Source organism: Streptomyces sp. SID10853, from assembly GCF_010548145.1.
Classification (GTDB): Bacteria; Actinomycetota; Actinomycetes; order Streptomycetales; family Streptomycetaceae; genus Streptomyces.
In genome coordinates, this window is sequence record NZ_JAAGLN010000157.1 from 1 (window position 1) to 16,701 (window position 16,701).

At 72.6% G+C, this 16,701-nt stretch carries 13 protein-coding genes and 1 pseudogene; 7 read left to right on the top strand and 7 right to left on the bottom strand.

Annotation, left to right across the window (positions count from 1 at the left end):
* Both G3I19_RS24990 and G3I19_RS24995 read right to left on the bottom strand, forming a co-directional pair.
* A pseudogene (locus tag G3I19_RS24990) lies at window positions 1-191 on the bottom strand (hypothetical protein); the annotation flags it as partial.
* 34 nt (window positions 192-225) lie between these two features.
* Window positions 226-615 (bottom strand): VOC family protein, encoded by a 390-nt coding sequence (locus tag G3I19_RS24995; protein ID WP_164265957.1) that lies wholly within the window; start codon window positions 613-615, stop codon window positions 226-228.
* Between the two features lie 107 nt (window positions 616-722).
* On the opposite strand from G3I19_RS24995, the gene G3I19_RS25000 reads away from it, so the two are divergent.
* Both G3I19_RS25000 and G3I19_RS25005 read left to right on the top strand, forming a co-directional pair.
* Window positions 723-1,355: a nucleoside/nucleotide kinase family protein gene (locus tag G3I19_RS25000; protein ID WP_164265958.1), complete on the top strand. Its 633-nt coding sequence runs from the start codon at window positions 723-725 to the stop codon at window positions 1,353-1,355.
* A gap of 167 nt (window positions 1,356-1,522) precedes the next feature.
* On the top strand, window positions 1,523-2,647 hold the full coding sequence (locus tag G3I19_RS25005) for an aminopeptidase P family protein (protein WP_164265959.1): 1,125 nt from the start codon (window positions 1,523-1,525) through the stop codon (window positions 2,645-2,647).
* 43 nt (window positions 2,648-2,690) lie between these two features.
* Here the strand turns inward: G3I19_RS25005 and treZ are convergent, their stop codons facing one another.
* On the bottom strand, window positions 2,691-4,436 hold the full coding sequence (gene treZ / locus G3I19_RS25010) for a malto-oligosyltrehalose trehalohydrolase (RefSeq protein ID WP_164265960.1): 1,746 nt from the start codon (window positions 4,434-4,436) through the stop codon (window positions 2,691-2,693).
* Between the two features lie 149 nt (window positions 4,437-4,585).
* Between treZ and G3I19_RS25015 the strand changes: the two genes are divergently transcribed.
* Both G3I19_RS25015 and G3I19_RS25020 read left to right on the top strand, forming a co-directional pair.
* Complete coding sequence (locus G3I19_RS25015; RefSeq protein ID WP_164265961.1) at window positions 4,586-5,947, top strand: GH1 family beta-glucosidase; 1,362 nt, start codon at window positions 4,586-4,588, stop codon at window positions 5,945-5,947.
* 42 nt (window positions 5,948-5,989) lie between these two features.
* Window positions 5,990-7,084 carry an alpha-L-fucosidase gene (locus tag G3I19_RS25020; protein WP_164265962.1) on the top strand — a complete coding sequence of 365 codons (1,095 nt, stop codon included), beginning with the start codon at window positions 5,990-5,992 and terminating at the stop codon, window positions 7,082-7,084.
* 65 nt (window positions 7,085-7,149) lie between these two features.
* Here G3I19_RS25020 and G3I19_RS25025 read toward each other — a convergent pair whose 3' ends face one another.
* A complete protein-coding gene (locus G3I19_RS25025; protein WP_239074794.1) occupies window positions 7,150-8,112 on the bottom strand; it encodes a GNAT family N-acetyltransferase in 963 nt (320 codons plus the stop codon).
* A gap of 124 nt (window positions 8,113-8,236) precedes the next feature.
* On the opposite strand from G3I19_RS25025, the gene G3I19_RS25030 reads away from it, so the two are divergent.
* A complete protein-coding gene (locus G3I19_RS25030; protein ID WP_343235202.1) occupies window positions 8,237-8,806 on the top strand; it encodes a DUF1707 and FHA domain-containing protein in 570 nt (189 codons plus the stop codon).
* Window positions 8,807-8,874: 68 nt separating this feature from the next.
* Here the strand turns inward: G3I19_RS25030 and treY are convergent, their stop codons facing one another.
* Window positions 8,875-11,214, bottom strand: coding sequence for a malto-oligosyltrehalose synthase (gene treY, locus G3I19_RS25035; protein WP_164265964.1), 2,340 nt, complete (start codon window positions 11,212-11,214; stop codon window positions 8,875-8,877).
* A gap of 49 nt (window positions 11,215-11,263) precedes the next feature.
* Window positions 11,264-13,426 (bottom strand): glycogen debranching protein GlgX, encoded by a 2,163-nt coding sequence (gene glgX / locus G3I19_RS25040; RefSeq protein ID WP_164265969.1) that lies wholly within the window; start codon window positions 13,424-13,426, stop codon window positions 11,264-11,266.
* A 218-nt stretch (window positions 13,427-13,644) separates the two neighbouring features.
* On the opposite strand from glgX, the gene G3I19_RS25045 reads away from it, so the two are divergent.
* Both G3I19_RS25045 and G3I19_RS25050 read left to right on the top strand, forming a co-directional pair.
* Window positions 13,645-14,877 carry an SAV2148 family HEPN domain-containing protein gene (locus G3I19_RS25045; protein ID WP_164265965.1) on the top strand — a complete coding sequence of 411 codons (1,233 nt, stop codon included), beginning with the start codon at window positions 13,645-13,647 and terminating at the stop codon, window positions 14,875-14,877.
* A 151-nt stretch (window positions 14,878-15,028) separates the two neighbouring features.
* Complete coding sequence (locus tag G3I19_RS25050; RefSeq protein WP_164265966.1) at window positions 15,029-15,742, top strand: exonuclease domain-containing protein; 714 nt, start codon at window positions 15,029-15,031, stop codon at window positions 15,740-15,742.
* A gap of 390 nt (window positions 15,743-16,132) precedes the next feature.
* On the opposite strand, the gene G3I19_RS25055 is transcribed toward G3I19_RS25050, so the two are convergent.
* A partial coding sequence (locus tag G3I19_RS25055; RefSeq protein WP_164265967.1) for a phosphotransferase occupies window positions 16,133-16,701 on the bottom strand: 569 nt, incomplete at its 5' end.

A 16,701-nucleotide genomic window follows, 5' to 3' on the forward strand; every position in this document is an offset into this window, starting at 1 on the left:
CCCCCGCCGCACACGGCATACGTGCCGCCCCTGCCGTCCCCGGCCACCGCCTCCAGCGGCGCGCCCGATGCCAGCCGGACCGCCGGGCCGTGCGCGGCCCCCGCCAGGTCGAAACCGAAGGGGCGCGCGGCCGCTTCGGCCAGCTCCGGCCGCTCCCCGAGGAGAGCGATGGCACGTCCGTAAACCGTCATACGGGAAACGTAACAGCCATGTCCGACATGACTCTCACGCCGGTTGGAGCAGGTCCCACCGGTTCCCGTAGAGGTCCTCGAAGACGGCGACCGAACCGTACGGCTCGTGACGCGGCTCCTCCAGAAAACGGACGCCGGCGTCCCGCATCCGGGCGTGGTCCCCGGCGAAGTCCCCGGTGTGCAGGAAGAAGCCGACCCGGCCGCCCGTCTGGGCGCCGACGCTCGCGCGCTGCGCGTCGTCCTTGGCGCGGGCCAGCAGCAGACCGGTCCCGGGCTGCCCGCCGGGCGGTGTGACCACCACCCAGCGGCTGCCGTCGCCGCGGTCGGTGTCCTCGGTCAGTGTGAATCCGAGGGCGCCGGTGTAGAAGCCGATGGCCTCGTCGTAGTCGAGGACGACCAGGGTGACCAGTGCGATGCGGGACATGGCAGGAAGGCTAGCCTGCCAGCCACGTGGTCAGGAGCGGTTGTACGTACCGCCCGCGGCTACGGGGCCACTCGCGCGGGCAGGACCGGGCGGCGACAATGGCCGCCATGACACCGCAGCGCCTCATCGACCGTGCCCGGCTGCTCGCCTCGGCCGGGCACCGGCGGATCCTCGGCATCGCGGGCCCGCCCGGCGCGGGCAAGTCCACCCTCGCCGCCGGTCTCGCCGAAGCACTCGGGCCGAGCGCCGTCGTGGTCCCGATGGACGGTTTCCACCTCGCAGGGGCCGAGCTGCGCCGCCTCGGGCGGGCCGACCGCAAGGGCGCCCCGGACACGTTCGACGAGGCCGGGTACGCGGCCCTGCTCGCCCGGCTGCGTACGCCCGGCGGTGACGTCGTGTACGCGCCCGCCTTCGACCGGGCGCTGGAGGAGCCCGTCGCGGGCTCCGTGCCGGTGGCCCCCGAGGTCCCGCTGGTGATCACCGAAGGGAACTATCTGCTGCACTGGCCGCTCGTGCGGGCCCTGCTCGACGAGGCGTGGTTCATCGGGCCCGGGAGCCCCGAGGATCCCGCAGACGCCGCCCGGGTCAGCAGGCTCATCGAGCGTCACATCCGGTACGGCAGGAGCCGTGTGGAGGCCGAGCGCTGGGTGCTGCGGTCCGACGAGGCCAACGCCCGGCTCGTCGCACGCACCAGGGACCGCGCCGACCTGGTCGTGCCGTATCCCTGTCCCTGTCCCTGAGTACCGCGTCGCTGAGTACCGCGTCGCTGAGCACTGCGCCTCCCTCAGCACTGCCGTTCCTGAGCAGCACCGCCGTTCCCGAGCAGCACCGCCGTGCCTGAGCGCTGTCGCCTCCGAGACACCGGGTTCGCATCGCATCTCCGTACCGCGCCCGGCAGGATAGGTCCATGTCCACCGAACCCGTACCGTTCACCGCCGACGACTACCGCGCCCGTATGGCCCGTGCCGCCCGGAGCGCCGCGGACGCCGGGCTCGCCGGAGTGCTCGTCGCACCCGGCCCCGACCTCGTCCACCTCACCGGCTACCGGCCGACCGCCGCCACCGAGCGGATGACCATGCTGGTCATCGCGGCAGGCCAGGACCCGGTTCTCGTCGTACCGACGCTGGAGGCCGCGGACGCCGAGCACGCCGTCGGCGCCCCCGCGCTCACCCTGCTGGACTGGACGGACGGGAAGGACCCGTACGGCATCACCGCCGGGCTCCTCAGGTCCGACGGCCGGTTCGCGGTCAGCGACAACGGCTGGGCGATGCATCTGCTCGGCCTCCAGCGGGCCCTCCCCGACAGCTCGTACCAGTCGCTGACGGAAGCCCTGCCGATGCTGCGCGCCGTGAAGGACGCCCCCGAGCTGGCCCGCATCGAAGCGGCGGGCGCCGCGGCCGACGCGACCTACGAGGAGATCCTCAAGGTCCGCTTCTCCGGACGCAGGGAGACCGACGTGGCGGCTGATCTCGCCGCCCTGCTGCGGCAGTTCGGGCACTCGCAGGTGGACTTCACCGTCGTCGGCTCCGGGCCCAACGGCGCCAACCCGCACCACGAGGCCGGTGAACGGGTCATCGGGACCGGCGACATGGTCGTCCTCGACTTCGGCGGACTCAAGGAGGGGTACGGCTCGGACACCTCCCGCACCGTCCACGTCGGCGCACCGGGCGCCGAGGAGCAGCGGGTGCACGACATCGTCCGCGAGGCGCAGGACGCGGGCTGCCGGGCGGTGCGTCCGGGCGTCGCCTGCCAGGAGATCGACCGGGTGGCGCGCGCGGTCATCACCGACGCCGGGTACGGCGAGCGGTTCATCCACCGCACCGGCCACGGCATCGGGGTGACCACCCACGAACCCCCGTACATGATCGAGGGCGAGGAGCAGCCGCTGGTGCCCGGGATGTGCTTCTCGGTGGAGCCCGGCATCTATCTTCCCGGCCGCTTCGGCGTCCGGATCGAGGACATCGTCACCGTCACCGACGACGGCGGACGGCGGCTGAACACCACCCGCCGTGAGCTGGCGATCGTCGAGTAGCCGCCCGCCCGCCCGCGCCCGCCCGCTGTGCGCCGGCGGGCCGTCAGGAGTCCGTCAGGACGACACACGACTCAGGCGGCAGCAGCAGCATCCCGTCGGTGCCCGGCGGCCGGACCGGCTCCCAGGAGGCCAGGATCCGGCCGCCGCGCCCGTTCAGCGGGATCCTGGCCGCCCCGGGGCCGAGGTTGACCGCGACCCGCAGATCGCCCCTGCGGAGCGCCAGCCAGCGGGCGTCCTCGTCGTACGCCACCTTGACCGCGGCCAGATCCGGGTCGACCAGGTCGGGACAGGTGCGGCGGAGCGAGATCAGTCCCCGGTACCAGGCGAGCAGCCGTGAGTGGTGGCCGCCGTCCAGCTCACCCCAGTTCAGACAGGACCGCTCCCTGGTGGCGGGCGACTGCGGGTCGGGGATGTCCCCCTCGGCCCAGCCGTGCTCGGCGAACTCCCGCCGCCGCCCGTTCCGTACGGCCTCCGCCAGATCCGGGTCCGTGTGGTCGGTGAAGAACTGCCACGGGGTGGCCGCCCCCCACTCCTCGCCCATGAACAGCATCGGCACGGCCGGCCCGGTGAGCACCAGGGTCGCCGCGCACGCCAGCAGACCGGGTGACAGGGTCGCCGAGAGCCGGTCGCCGAGCGCCCGGTTGCCGATCTGGTCATGGGTCTGCGCGAAGCCGACGAAACGGTGCGCGGGCGTCGACGTACGGTGCACGGGCCGCCCGTGGGTACGGCCGCGGAACGTCGAGTACGTACCGTCGTGGAAGAAGACCCGGGTGAGTGTCTTGGCCACGGCGGCCAGCGGCGCACGGGCGAAATCCGCGTAGTACCCCTGGGACTCGCCGGTCAGCGCGGTGTGCAGGGCGTGGTGGAAGTCGTCGTTCCACTGGGCGTGCACCCCCAGACCGCCCGCATCCCGCGGGGTCGTCGTCCGCGGGTCGCAGAGGTCGGACTCGGCGATCAGGAACAGCGGCCGCCCGAGACCGGCCGAGAGCGCGTCGGTGGCCGCGGACAGTTCCTCCAGGAAGGTCAGCGCGCGGTTGTCGGCGAGGGCGTGGACCGCGTCGAGACGCAGCCCGTCGATCCGGTAGTCGCGCAGCCAGGCCAGCGCGCTGCCCAGCAGATACGCCCGGACCTCGTCGGAGCCCGGCGCGTCCAGGTTCACCGCCGAGCCCCACGGGGTGTGGTGGGTGTCGGTGAAGTACGGACCGAAGGAGGGCAGGTGGTTGCCGGACGGTCCGAGGTGGTTGTGGACCACGTCGAGCACCACTCCGAGCCCGCGCTCGTGCGCCGCGTCGACGAACCGCTTCAGCCCCTCTGGGCCGCCGTACGGTTCGTGCACCGCCCACAGCGAGACCCCCTCGTACCCCCAGCCGTGCCGGCCAGGGAAGGGACAGACCGGCATCAGCTCCACATGGGTGACGCCCAGCGCGGCCAGGTGGTCAAGGCGCTCCGCCGCCGCGTCGAACGTGCCGTCGGGGGTGTACGTGCCGATGTGCAGCTCGTACAGCACGGCGCCCGGCAGCGGCAGGCCCGGCCACTCCTGGCGCCACCGGTAGGTGTCGTGGGCGACCACGGCGCTCAGCCCGTCGGGCCCCGCGGGCTGGCGGCGCGAGCGCGGGTCGGGCAGCACAGGGCCGCCGTCCAGCCGGAAGCCGTAGCGGTCACCGTCCGCCGCGTCCGCGGTGACGGCCCACCAGCCGTCCCGCAGCGGGTCGCGCTCCATGGCCAGGTCACGCCCGGCCAGCTCCAGCGTGACGTCGCTCTTCTCCGGTGCCCACACATCGAACAGCACAGCATCCCCTCGGTCGTCTCGTCGGGACCAGATCGTGCCGTCGGGACCAGGTCATGTCGTCGGGACCGCCATCGGCCGGCCGGCAGGCTCTCATCTTGACAAGATCAGGGGCTGGAGCGAGCGCACTCGGGCCATTAGGGTCGCGATCCATGAGGATTCCCCCACTGCCCGCCTTCCCGCCCGGCTTCCTGTGGGGCGCGTCCGCCTCCGCCTTCCAGACCGAGGGCGCGGCGGGCACCGACGGCAAGGGCCCGTCCGGCTGGGACGACTTCGCCGCCAGGCCGGGCCGGATCAAGGACGGCGCCGACGGCTCACTCGGCACCGGCTTCTACGAGCGCTACCGCGAGGACGTGGCGCTGCTCGCCGGGCTCGGCGCCGGGGCCTTCCGCTTCTCGGTCAGCTGGCCGCGCGTCGTCCCGGACGGCTCGGGCGCCCTCAACCCGGCCGGCCTCGACTTCTACGACCGGCTCGTCGACGAGCTGTGCGCCCGGGGCATCACCCCCGCGCCGACCCTCTACCACTGGGACACCCCGCTCGCGCTCGAACAGGCCGGTGGCTGGCTCAACCGTGACACCGCGTACCGCTTCGCCGAGTACGCGGGCACCGTCGCCGAACGCCTCGCCGACCGGGTCCCGATGTGGATCACCATCAACGAACCGGCCGAGGTGACACTCCTCGGTTACGCCCTGGGCGAGCACGCCCCCGGCAAGAAGCTGCTCTTCGACGCGCTGCCCGCCGCCCACCACCAGCTGCTCGCGCACGGCCTCGCCGTCGGGTCGCTGCGCGCGGCCGGGGCATCGGACATCGGGATCGCCGTCTCGCACACTCCCGTCTGGACGGCGGGCGAGAGCGACGAGGACCGGTTCGGGGCCGGGCTCTACGACACGGTCTCCAACTGGCTGTTCGCCGACCCGCTGCTCACCGGCGCCTACCCGGACGAGAACTTCGCCGCCCTGATGCCGGGCCCGGTCGCCGAGGACCTGGAGATCATCTCGGCGCCGCTCGACTGGTACGGCGTCAACTACTACAACCCGACACTCGTCGGGGCCCCGGCCCCGCAGGCCCTCGACACCTTCGCCGGGTTCGGCATACCACCCGAACTCCCCTTCGGGATCAGGGAGATAGAGGGATACGACCGCACCGACTTCGGCTGGCCGGTGGTCCCCGACGGGCTGCGCGACATGCTGATCCAGCTGGAGAGCCGCTACGGCGACCGCCTCCCGCCGCTCTACATCACCGAGAACGGCTGCAGCTACGACGGGCTGCGGGACTCCCGCAGGATCGACTTCATCGACGGCCACCTGCGCGCCCTGCACACCGCCATGGCCGATGGGGTCGACGTCCGCGGCTACTTCACCTGGTCGCTCACCGACAACTTCGAGTGGATCGAGGGGAACGCCCAGCGGTTCGGCCTGGTCCAGGTGGACTACGAGACGATGCGGCGTACCCCCAGGGACTCCTACTGGTGGTACCGCGAGGTGATCCGCAGTGCACAGGCCGGACGCTCCTAGACCCCCTTACGAACACCACCGGCAATGATCAATACTTCAACCATGGTCGCTCCGTGGTGGCAACAGGCTCAACTGGGGATCTTCGTGCACTGGACGCCCGCGTCCGTGCCGGGGTGGGCCCCGCCGTACGACGCCGCCGGGCGCGCGCACCTCGGCTGGACCTCGTACGGAGAGTGGTACGAGAACTCCCTGCGCTTCCCCGGCAGCCCGGTGTCCGCCCACCACAGGGAGACCTACGGCAGCCGCCCGTACACGGCGTTCGGCGGCGACTTCGCCGACGCGCTGAGCGGCTGGGACCCGGCGGACTGGGCGCGCCGCTTCCGCGCCGCCGGGGCTCGTTACGCGGTCCTCGTCGCCAAGCACCACGACGGCTACTGCCTCTGGCCGTCCGAGGTGCGCAACCCCCACCGTCCCGGCTGGCACACCCCGCGCGACGTCGTCGGTGAGTTCGCCGAAGCCGTCAGGGCCGAAGGGCTGCGCTTCGGCGTCTACTACTCGGGCGGACTCGACTGGACGTTCCAGCCGCGCCCCATCGCGACCGCCGCCGACACCGTCGCCGCCGTCCCCCGCGGCGCCTACCCGGCGTACGCGGACGCCCAGCTGCGCGAGCTGATCAGGCGCTACCACCCGGACATCCTCTGGAACGACATCGCCTGGCCGGCCGGGCGCGCGGGGATCAGGAGCCTGGTGGAGTACTACCGGTTCACCGTTCCGCACGGCGTCGTCAACGACCGGCTCTACCCGTACACCCCGCTGTGGCGGGCGCTGCGGATGCCCGGTCTGCGGGCCGCTTACAACAGCTGGGACCGCCGCACGGTCGTCAGCGACGAGGGCTTCGTCCCCAAGAAGCCGCCGTACTACGACTTCAGGACCCCCGAGTACTCCCGCTACACCGGCCCCGACCCCTTCGAGATCACCCGCGGCATCGACCACAGCTTCGGCTACAACCGGAACTCGGGCGAGGACTCCTTCATCGGCCGTGACGCGCTGGCCGAGCTGCTCGGTACGGTCCGGTCCGACGGCGGAAACCTGCTGCTCAACGTCGGCCCGCGGGGCGAGGACGCCACCATTCCGCCCGGACAGCAGCGCCGCCTGGACTGGCTGGGCGAGGCGGCCGGGACCGGCTCCACGGCGTAGGCGGCGCACTCCCGCACCCGCCGGTCCGATGCCCGCCGGTCCGATACTCGTCAGTCCGCTCCCCGTCAGTCCCACACCATGTTGACCGCACGCCCGAAGTTCACATAGCCGGCCCGCTCGAAGGCCCGCGCCATCGGGACGTTGCCGGCGTCCGTCGACGCACGGATACGCGGTACGTCCTGGGCGGCGAGGATCCGGGTCCCCTCGGCGAGGATCCCGTCGATGTAGCCGTGCCCCCGGTGGCCGGGCAGCACCCCGATGTACGCGATGATCGCGTGGTAGTTGTTGCGCGCGGGGAGCACGAATCCGACCGGATCCCCGTCCGGCAGCTCCGCGACCCGCCACCACCCGCCCGGGCTCCGGTACTGCGTCAGCTCCTCTTCGTACTGCTCGTCGGCCACCACGCGCGGACTCAGCCCGGACTCCAGCGAGGCCCGGCTGTGCGCGTCGAGCGTGCCGTCGAGCACCTGCGCCATCAGCGAGACGAGATCCTCCCGGTCGCGCACCGGGCGGAAGACCAGCCGGCCGTCCGGCGGCGGCACCGCGGCTGCCCCCGGGGTCCACTCCAGCCGCAGCCGCTCGACCAGCAGCCGCGCCCCGGTCCGCCCGACCGTCCGCATCCGCGCCTCGACCGCGTCGCGGACCACCGGGTCCGTGCGCCAGTCCGGCGGGATGAACCGGCCGTACTCGGGCCGCTCCGCCCCGGCGGGGAAGAGCCGCGCCATCGCGGTCTCCAGCAGCCGCAGCCCGGTCTCGCCGCGTTCCGGTTCGGGCAGGGTGTCGTCCAGGTCGAAGAAGTCGAGAGTGAGCGGGGCGGCCCCGGCCGTCTGTGTCCACCAGGCGGCCCGCGCCACCACGCGGTCGCCGCACAGCGCCACCCACATCCACTCGGGGCGGCGCAGCCCGGCCGCGAGGTCGTCGGCGAGTTCATGGTCGAGGACATAGGGCAGCGTACGGAAGAGGCCGAGCTCGTCCGGCCCGGTCAGGGGGCGGATCACCAACTCGTGGGCGGGCGGCGGCTGGGTCAATTCGGCTCCTGGGCAGGGGTGATGTCCGCAGACCGTAACAATCGGTGTCCGTCCTGGTCACATGGATATCGCAAACCCGGGGCCGCCTGGACACCTCGCTCGGGTCCGGCCGACAATCAACCCTGTGACGTCCTCTTCAGACTCCCCGGCGCCCGCCCACGAGCAGCCCTTGGCTCCTGCCCGGCTGTCCGACGCCGAGCGGGACCGGGTGCTCGCCGTACTCAAGGAGGGCGCGGTCCAGGGCAAGCTCTCCCACGACACCTTCATGCGCCGGATGGAACTGGCCCTGGCCGCGCGCGGATCCGGTGAACTGTCCGCGCTCACCGCGGACCTGGAGAGCGGGACCGGCTGGTCGCAGCGGCTGCTGGGCGCGGTGAGCCAGGTGTCCGCCTTCCCCGGCCGGATGCGCAGGGCCTGGGCGGCCGAACGGCTGCCGAAGCTGCTGCTGCCCGCGCCCGGCCCGTACCCGCTGCGCATCGGCCGGGACCCGGTCAACGGCCTGCGGCTGAACCACGAGACGGTGTCACGGATGCACGCCGAGCTCGGGGTGCGGGCCGGGGTGTGGATACTGCGCGACCTCGGCTCGGCCAACGGAACGACGGTCAACGGCCGGCGGGTCACCGGCGCGGTCGCGGTCCGGGACGGCGACTCGGTCAGCTTCGGCCGGATGCACTTCAGGCTCGCCGCCCAGTGAGCCCGGCGGCGGGGCCTTGGGCCCGGCTGCCCAGGTGACTGCTGAACCACCGTGCCGCGTGCGGCAATTCACCCCGCACCCGCCGCCACGACCCGCTTGAGCAGCGCCACCGGCCGCACAGCGAACAGTTCGCGCAGCGCGACCCGGCCGGTGAACTCCCGTTCCGGGGACAGCAGATCGAGCCACACCCCAGCGGGCAGCGGCAGCTCCGTGCCGCGCCAGCCGCCCGCCTCGTCGAGCCGCAGCGACAGCCGGGTCACCGCGGTGACCGCCTCGCCCGAGCGGCAGAACGCCAGACAATGCGCCGCCGCCGGGCCGTCCGCCGCCAGCGGGGTGTACGTTCCCGACTCGCCGAAGACCTCCGGGCACTCCCGGCGCAGCAGCAGCGCCGTGGTCGTCAGCGCCAGCTTCTCGTCCGAGGGATCGACGGGCACCGGCGGTCTGCGGTTGTCGGGGTCCACCAGCGCGATGTACGTGCCCTCCGTGCCCTGGTAGACGTCAGGCACGCCGGGCATCGTGAGGTGGACCAGCGCGGCGCCGAGCGCGTTGGCCCGTACGTACGGGCCGAGCTCCCGGGCGAACGCGGCGACCGCCGACTGCGCGGGCCCGGCGGGCCCCGCCGCCGTGAAGTCCTCGACCGCCTGCTCGTACACCTCGTCCTGCTCGGTCCAGCTGGTGTGCAGCCCCGCCTCGCGCACCGACTTCAGCAGCGCGGGGCCGAGCCGGTCCCGGTCCGGCAGCCCGAAGCCGAACGCGGTCTGCCAGGCCACCCAGGCCAGCTGCGGGTCGGGCGCCGGTGTGGGCAGCCGGCCCAGCAGCGCGGCCCACCGCTCGGGGCACTCGGTGAGGACCGCGATCCGGGCCCGTACGTCCGCGCTGCGCTTGGTGTCGTGCGTGGTCAGCACTGTCCCGCCGGCCGGCCAGTCGCGGGCCGTCCGCGCGCAGAACGCGTGGAAGCGCTCCGGGCTCACCGCGGGCGCCCCCGGGTCACCGCCCACCTCGCCCGCCGACACCAGTGGCGCGTACCGGTAGAAGGCGGTGTCCTCCACGGACTTGGCGCGCAGTGCCGACGCGGTCTGCGCGAACCGCGCGCAGAAGGCGGTGCGGTCGGGGCCGCCGCCCAGTCTGCCGAGCGCCAGATCCCGTACGACACCGACGGCCGCCGACTCCTCCGGCACGGTGAACGACGCGACGGCCTGCCGTACCGTCTCCGCGTCCAGCGTGGCCTCCGCCGCGTCGGGGGTGGGCCCGCCCGCGGTCACATACGGCCGGTAGACGGGCATCCGTACCAGCAGTTCGCGCAGCGCGGCGCGCAGCGCCCACGGCGCGTGGTCGCGCAGCGCGGGGTCGGCCGCGCAGATCCGCTCGGCCGTGCGGACCAGGAACGTGGTCTCGGCCGCCAGCTCATGGGTGATGACCTTGTACGCCGCCCGGCGGAGGGTCGGCTCCCAGTAACCGCCGCGGTCGCCCGGGGGCCCCGCCCGGTCCCGGTAGCTGCGTGCCAGCTCGTCGGCGCCGGCCGGGTCGGTGAACAGGCCGTCGATCCGGTGCAGCGCGTCGTACCCGGTGGTCCCGGCGACCGCCCAGTCGGCGGGCAGCCGCTCCTCGCCGGTGAGGATCTTCTCCACCACGGTCCAGCGGCCGCCCGTCGCCTCGCCGAGTCGCCGCAGATACGCGCCCGGGTCGGCGAGCCCGTCCGGGTGGTCGACGCGCAGCCCCTCGATGACGCCGTCGTCCATCAGCTCCAGGATCTTGCCGTGGGTGGCGTCGAAGACCGCCGGGTCCTCGACCCGCACCCCGATCAGGTCCGAGATGGTGAAGAAGCGCCGGTAGTTGAGCTCGGTGCGGGCCAGCCGCCACCAGGCCGGCCGGTACCACTGGGCGTCGAGCAGCTCCGGCAGCGGCAGCCGCTCCGTGCCCTCGCGCAGCGGGAACGCGTGGTCGTAATAGCGCAGCACGTCCCCGTCGACCCGCAGCCGCTCCAGTTCGTCGCCCAGCGGGTGGCCGAGCACGGGCAGCAGCACCTTGCCGCCGCCCGACTCCCAGTCGATGTCGAACCAGCGGGCGTACGGCGAGCCCGGCCCCTCACGCAGTACCTCCCACAGCTGCCGGTTGTACCGGGGGGCCGCCGCCATGTGGTTCGGCACGATGTCCACGACGAGTCCGAGCCCGTGCGTGCGCGCGGTGTGCGCCAGCGCGCGGAGCCCGTCCTCGCCGCCCAGTTCGTCGCGGATCCGGGAGTGGTCCACGACGTCATAGCCGTGGGTGGAGCCGGGGACCGCCTCCAGCACCGGCGACAGATGGAGGTGCGAGACACCGAGTGCCGCCAGATACGGCACCGCTGCCTCGGCGGCCGGGAACGGGAACTCCGGCTGGATCTGGAGCCGGTACGTCGCAGTGGGCGTCATGGGAACCTACGTACCCCGTTTCGCCGGCTCCCTGTCACCCCGCCGCTCGTCAGGCCGGCCGTTTCAGCACGGTCAGGCTCCGCCCGATCAGCGCGAGCCGGTCGCCGGCGTCCACCTTCGGGCCCGGCCCCGGCGGTACCCCGTCCTCGTGTGCGGTGTCCACGACGACCTCCCACTGCCTGCCGTGGTTCACCGGAACCAGGAACTCGATCTCATCCGCGCTCGCGTTGAACATCAGCAGGAACGAGTCGTCCGCGATGTGCTCGCCGCGCGTCCCCGGCTCCGAGATGGCGTTCCCGTTCAGGAAGACCGACAGGGCCTTGGCGTGCGCCGCCTGCCAGTCGCGCTGGACCATCTCCTCGCCCTCGGGGGTGAACCAGGCGATGTCGGACAGGTCGTCGTGGGTGCCCTCCACCGGGCGCCCGTGGAAGAAGCGCCGCCGCCGGAAGACCGGATGCTCACGGCGCAGCGCCACCATCGCACGGGTGAAGGCCAGCAGGGTGCTGCTCCCGCCGGAGCCGTCCCGGTTGCCGGAGCCGGCCTCGGCGGCCCCGGCCCCTTCCGGGTCGGGCCAGTGCACCCAGGCCAGCTCGCTGTCCTGGCAGTACGCGTTGTTGTTGCCGTGCTGGGTACGGCCGAACTCGTCGCCGTGGCTCAGCATCGGGACCCCCTGCGACAGCAGCAGCGTGGCCATGAAGTTCCGCATCTGGCGGCCCCTCAGCTCCAGCACGCCCTGGTCATCGGTCTCCCCTTCGGCGCCGCAGTTCCAGGACCGGTTGTGGCTCTCGCCGTCCCGGTTGCTCTCGCCGTTCGCCTCGTTGTGCTTGTCGTTGTAGGCCACCAGGTCGTGCAGCGTGAAGCCGTCGTGGCAGGTGGTGAAGTTGATCGAGGCCAGCGGGCGCCGCCCGTCGTCCTGGTACAGGTCCGACGAGCCGGTCAGCCGCCCGGCGAACTCCGCCAGTGTCCGCGGCTCGCCCCGCCACAGGTCCCGGACGGTGTCGCGGTACTTGCCGTTCCACTCGGTCCACAGCGGCGGGAAGTTCCCCACCTGGTAGCCGCCCTCGCCCACGTCCCACGGCTCGGCGATCAGCTTCACCTGGGAGACCACCGGGTCCTGCTGCACCAGGTCGAAGAAGGACGACAGCCGGTCCACCTCGTGGAACTGGCGGGCCAGGGTCGCCGCCAGGTCGAAGCGGAAGCCGTCGATATGCATCTCGGTGACCCAGTAGCGCAGCGAGTCCATGATCAGCTGGAGGACGTGCGGGGAGCGCATCAGCAGGCTGTTGCCGGTGCCCGTGGTGTCCATGTAGTAGCGCGGATCGTCCGTCAGCCGGTAGTAGGAGGCGTTGTCCAGGCCCCGGAAGGAGAGCGTCGGGCCCAGATGGTTGCCCTCGGCCGTGTGGTTGTAGACGACGTCGAGGATGACCTCGATACCGGCCTCGTGCAGCGCCCGTACCGCCTGTTTGAATTCGAGCACCTGTTCACCGCGGTCGCCCCAGGAGGCGTACGCGTTGTGCGGGGCGAAGAACCCGATGGTGTTGTAGCCCCAGTAGTTCGAGAGCCCGCTGTCCGCCAGCCGGTGGTCGTTGACGAACTGGTGAACGGGCATCAGTTCGAGCGCCGTCACCCCGAGCCCGGTCAGATGCTCGATGACCGCCGGATGGGCCAGCGCCGCGTAGGTCCCGCGCATCTCGTCGGGGAGCGCCGGATGGAGCATCGTCAGGCCCTTCACATGGGCCTCGTAGAGCACCGTCTCGTGGTACGGGGTGCGCGGCAGCCGGTCGTCCCCCCAGTCGAAGTAGGGGTTGACCACCACCGAGGTCATGGTGTGCGGGGCGGAGTCCAGGTCGTTGCGCGAGTTCGGCCGGCCGAAGTGGTAGCCGTACACGGACTCGTCCCATTTGACCTCGCCGCTCACCGCCTTGGCGTACGGGTCGAGGAGCAGCTTCGCCGAGTTGCAGCGCTGCCCGCTCTCGGGTGCGTACGGGCCGTGCACCCGGAACCCGTACCGCTGGCCAGGCATGATGCCGGGCAGATAGGCATGGCGGACGAACGCGTCCGTCTCCCTCAGCTCCACCGCCGTCTCTGAGCCGTCGTCGTGCAGCAGGCACAACTCGATTCGGTCGGCGGCCTCCGAAAAGACCGCGAAATTGGTCCCGGCGCCGTCGTACGTGGCGCCGAGCGGGTATGTCTGTCCCGGCCAGACCTGCATGGGCACGACTCTTCCACATCGGGCGCCGAGTCTCGCGTGTCACCGCGTCCTCGCCACGAACCACTATGAATCCCCTCACTCGGCCCCCTGCGGTCGCGGAGAACGGTCACCACGAATAAGGGAGTTGGGAAATCAGCCTGTGCATCCGGCTGCACCGGCTCCCGCGCGCGGAGTACCCTTCCTTGATCGTTGCAGGGGCGGTGAAAGGCGGTACGCGGGTGGGCTCGGGAGGGCTGGAGCTGCCCCCAGGTGACCCGGGTCACGACGGGGGCTCCACAGGGGTCCCACCCGGGGCGGTCTCCCTGGCGAGGCCCATGGAGATCGGGGCGGAACTCGACTGGGACGCCGGCGCGTGGAACGAGGTGCGGACCCGCGCCCAGCGGGCCGGGCGCGCCTACATCTGGCTGAACCTGGTCGAGCAGCGGCTCCGCGCCGTGGTGGCCGCCGTGCTGCGCCCCATCTACGAGCCGGTGCACGCCGACGACTGGGTGGTCGCGGCGGCGGGCCCGGCCGGCCAGGAGTGGGTCCAGCGCGCCGTGGCCGTACGGGAGGTCTCGCGCCGCAAGGGCTATCTGCTGGACCCGGCCGACGACAACGTCCTGAGCTTCCTCACCCTGCCGCAGCTGCGTGAGCTGATGGTCCAGCACTGGCCGTGCTTCGAGCCGTACTACGACGACCGCCGCGATGTGGAACTGGCCCTGGACGAGCTGGAGGTCACCCGCAATGTGGTCTCCCGCAACCGGGCGCTCTCCGAGGCGGTGCTGGCCCAGGCGGAACGGGCCTCGTCGCGCCTGCTGAACATCCTGGGCGCCGGGTCGGGCGCGCCGTCCGCCGACCGGCTCCCGGTGGACGCGGTCGAGGACCTGGTGGGCGACCGGTACGCGGACGTCATCGGGGTCCACCCGGACCGCGTCCGGCTCCAGCGGCAGATCCCGGCCGAGGACCTGTTCGGCGGGGCGCGCAGACTCGACGCGATAGGGATAGGGCTGAACCTCCTCGTCCAGAACTTCTCCGGCCGTCGGCTGGTCCGGCTGGCGGAGTCGGGGTGCCGGGTCCGGCTGCTCTTCCTCAACCCCGCCAGCAGCGCGGTCAAGCGGCGCGAGCGGGAACTCGGGCTGAAGAAGGGCGAACTGAGCCGCGCGGTGGAGACGAACATCCTGCACATGCGCCGGGTGCGGTCCAGGCTCCGGGATCCCGGGGCCTTCGAGATCCATGTGTTCGACGAGACGCCGCGCTTCATGGCCTGTCTGGTCGACGGTGACGGCTCGGACGGTCTCGCGGTCGTCCAGTCGTATCTGCGCAGGGCACGCGGGATGGAGGCGCCGGTCCTGGTGCTGCGGGGCGGCGGGCGTGCGGTGGTCAGGCACGGACAGGACTCCGAGCACGGCCTCTTCGAGACATACCGGGACGAGTTCGAGTCCGTGTGGGGGGATTCGCGGCCGGTGTCCTGACCTGCCGCCGCTCTCGCCGGTGTGCGGCCCGGCGCCACCGACGGCGAGTGCGTCCGGTGAACCGGGAGGGGGCCGGGGGGCCCGACTCGTTGTCAGTGGCGCGTGCGAGGGTGGTCACCACTTGGGGGACGTACCACGAAGGAGGGCCGCCATGAGCTGGCACCGGGGACCACTGGTCGGCTTCGACCTGGAGACGACGGGCACCGACGTCGAGACCGACCGCATCGTCACGGCGGCCGTCGTGCGGCTGGACGCGGACGGGGGAGTCCAGGAACAGCGCACCTGGCTGATCGACCCCGGAGTGGTGATACCCGAGCAGGCGGCGGCGATTCACGGGATCTCGACGGACCACGCCCGCACCCACGGCGCCCCGGCGGCCGCAGCCGTGGAGGAGGTCGCACGGACCGTCGCCGAAGTGCTGCGCTCGGGGGTGCCGCTGGTGGTGATGAACGCGCGGTACGACCTGTCGCTGCTGGACCGCGAGTGCCGGCGCCACGGGGCGGCGTCCGTCAGCGAGCGGCTCGGCACGGTGCCTTCGCCCGTCGTCGACCCGCTGGTGATCGACAAACACGTCGACAAGTACCGCAGGGGCAAGCGCGCCCTCCACGCGCTCTGCGCCTACTACGGGGTGACACTCGACGACGCGCACGACGCGAGCGCGGACGCGGTGGCCGCCGCCCGGGTGGTGCGCCGCATGGGGGAGATGCACCAGCCCGTCGGGGCGATGCCGCTGGCTGATCTGCAGGGCCTCCAGGTGCGTGCGGCGGCCGAGCAGTCGGCCTCGCTCCAGGCGTATCTGCGCCGCACCGCGGACCCGGCGGCGGTCGTCGAGGCGGCCTGGCCGGTGATCCCGCGGAGGAGGTGAGGCGGGACCGGCGGGAGACCTGTACGCGACCCGTCCGAGCCCTGCGCACGACCGTACCGACAAGTCCGCCGGGGCCGCGGTGAGTCGGCTCCCGGCTGATCACCAGTCACCGGTGCCGTGTCGGGCAGGAGACGGCCGCGCCCCGTCGAGCAGGGACGAGAGCTGGTGTGCCGCGGCGGTCACGGCCTCCACCACTGGGGGGAGCGCCTCCGCGGTGGGGAGCCTTCGGTCGACCCGTCGGCGCCCGGGTACCGCATCTTCACCTTCCACGGCGCCTTGCGCGGTGCACGTCCCGCTGCCGTCCTCATCCGCTTCGCGACGGTGTGACGTCGGTGGCGCGCCGGGTGCAGCCGTCCTGGAACGTCGGTGGCGCCCCGGGTGTGACCTCTCCTAGAACGGATACCAGCGGACCCCGGCGTCGTTCTCCCGCAGCGAGGCCACCCTGCGGCGGAACTCGTCTAGGGCGCGCGGGTTGGCCGGAGCGTGCTGGGCGACCCAGGCGCAGCTCGCCGTTTCCCGGGCGCCGCGCAGGACGGCGCAGCCCTCCCAGTCGCGGACGTCCCAGCCGTACGCGCCGACGAACGAGTCGTACGCCTGCGGGGCAAGCCCGTACCGGTCGCGGGACAGCGCCATGACGACCAGGTCGTGTTCCCGCAGGTCCGACGAGAACGTCTCCAGGTCGACCAGGACCGGCCCCTCGGGGGCGATATGGACGTTGCGGGGGAGCGCGTCGCCGTGGATCGGGCCCGGGGGCAGCTGGGGTGTCAGCGCGGCCGCGGCCGAGGCGAAGCCGTCACGGCGCTCGCGGAGATAGTCCGCGTCCGCCGGGTCGACGGCGTCTCCCGCGAGCCGCAGCCAGCGTTCGACCCCGCCCAGCAGTTCACGCCGGGGGAGCGCGAAGTCCGGCGCGGGCAGCGCGTGGACGGAGCGCAGCAGTGCCGCGAGGTCCGCGGGCCCGG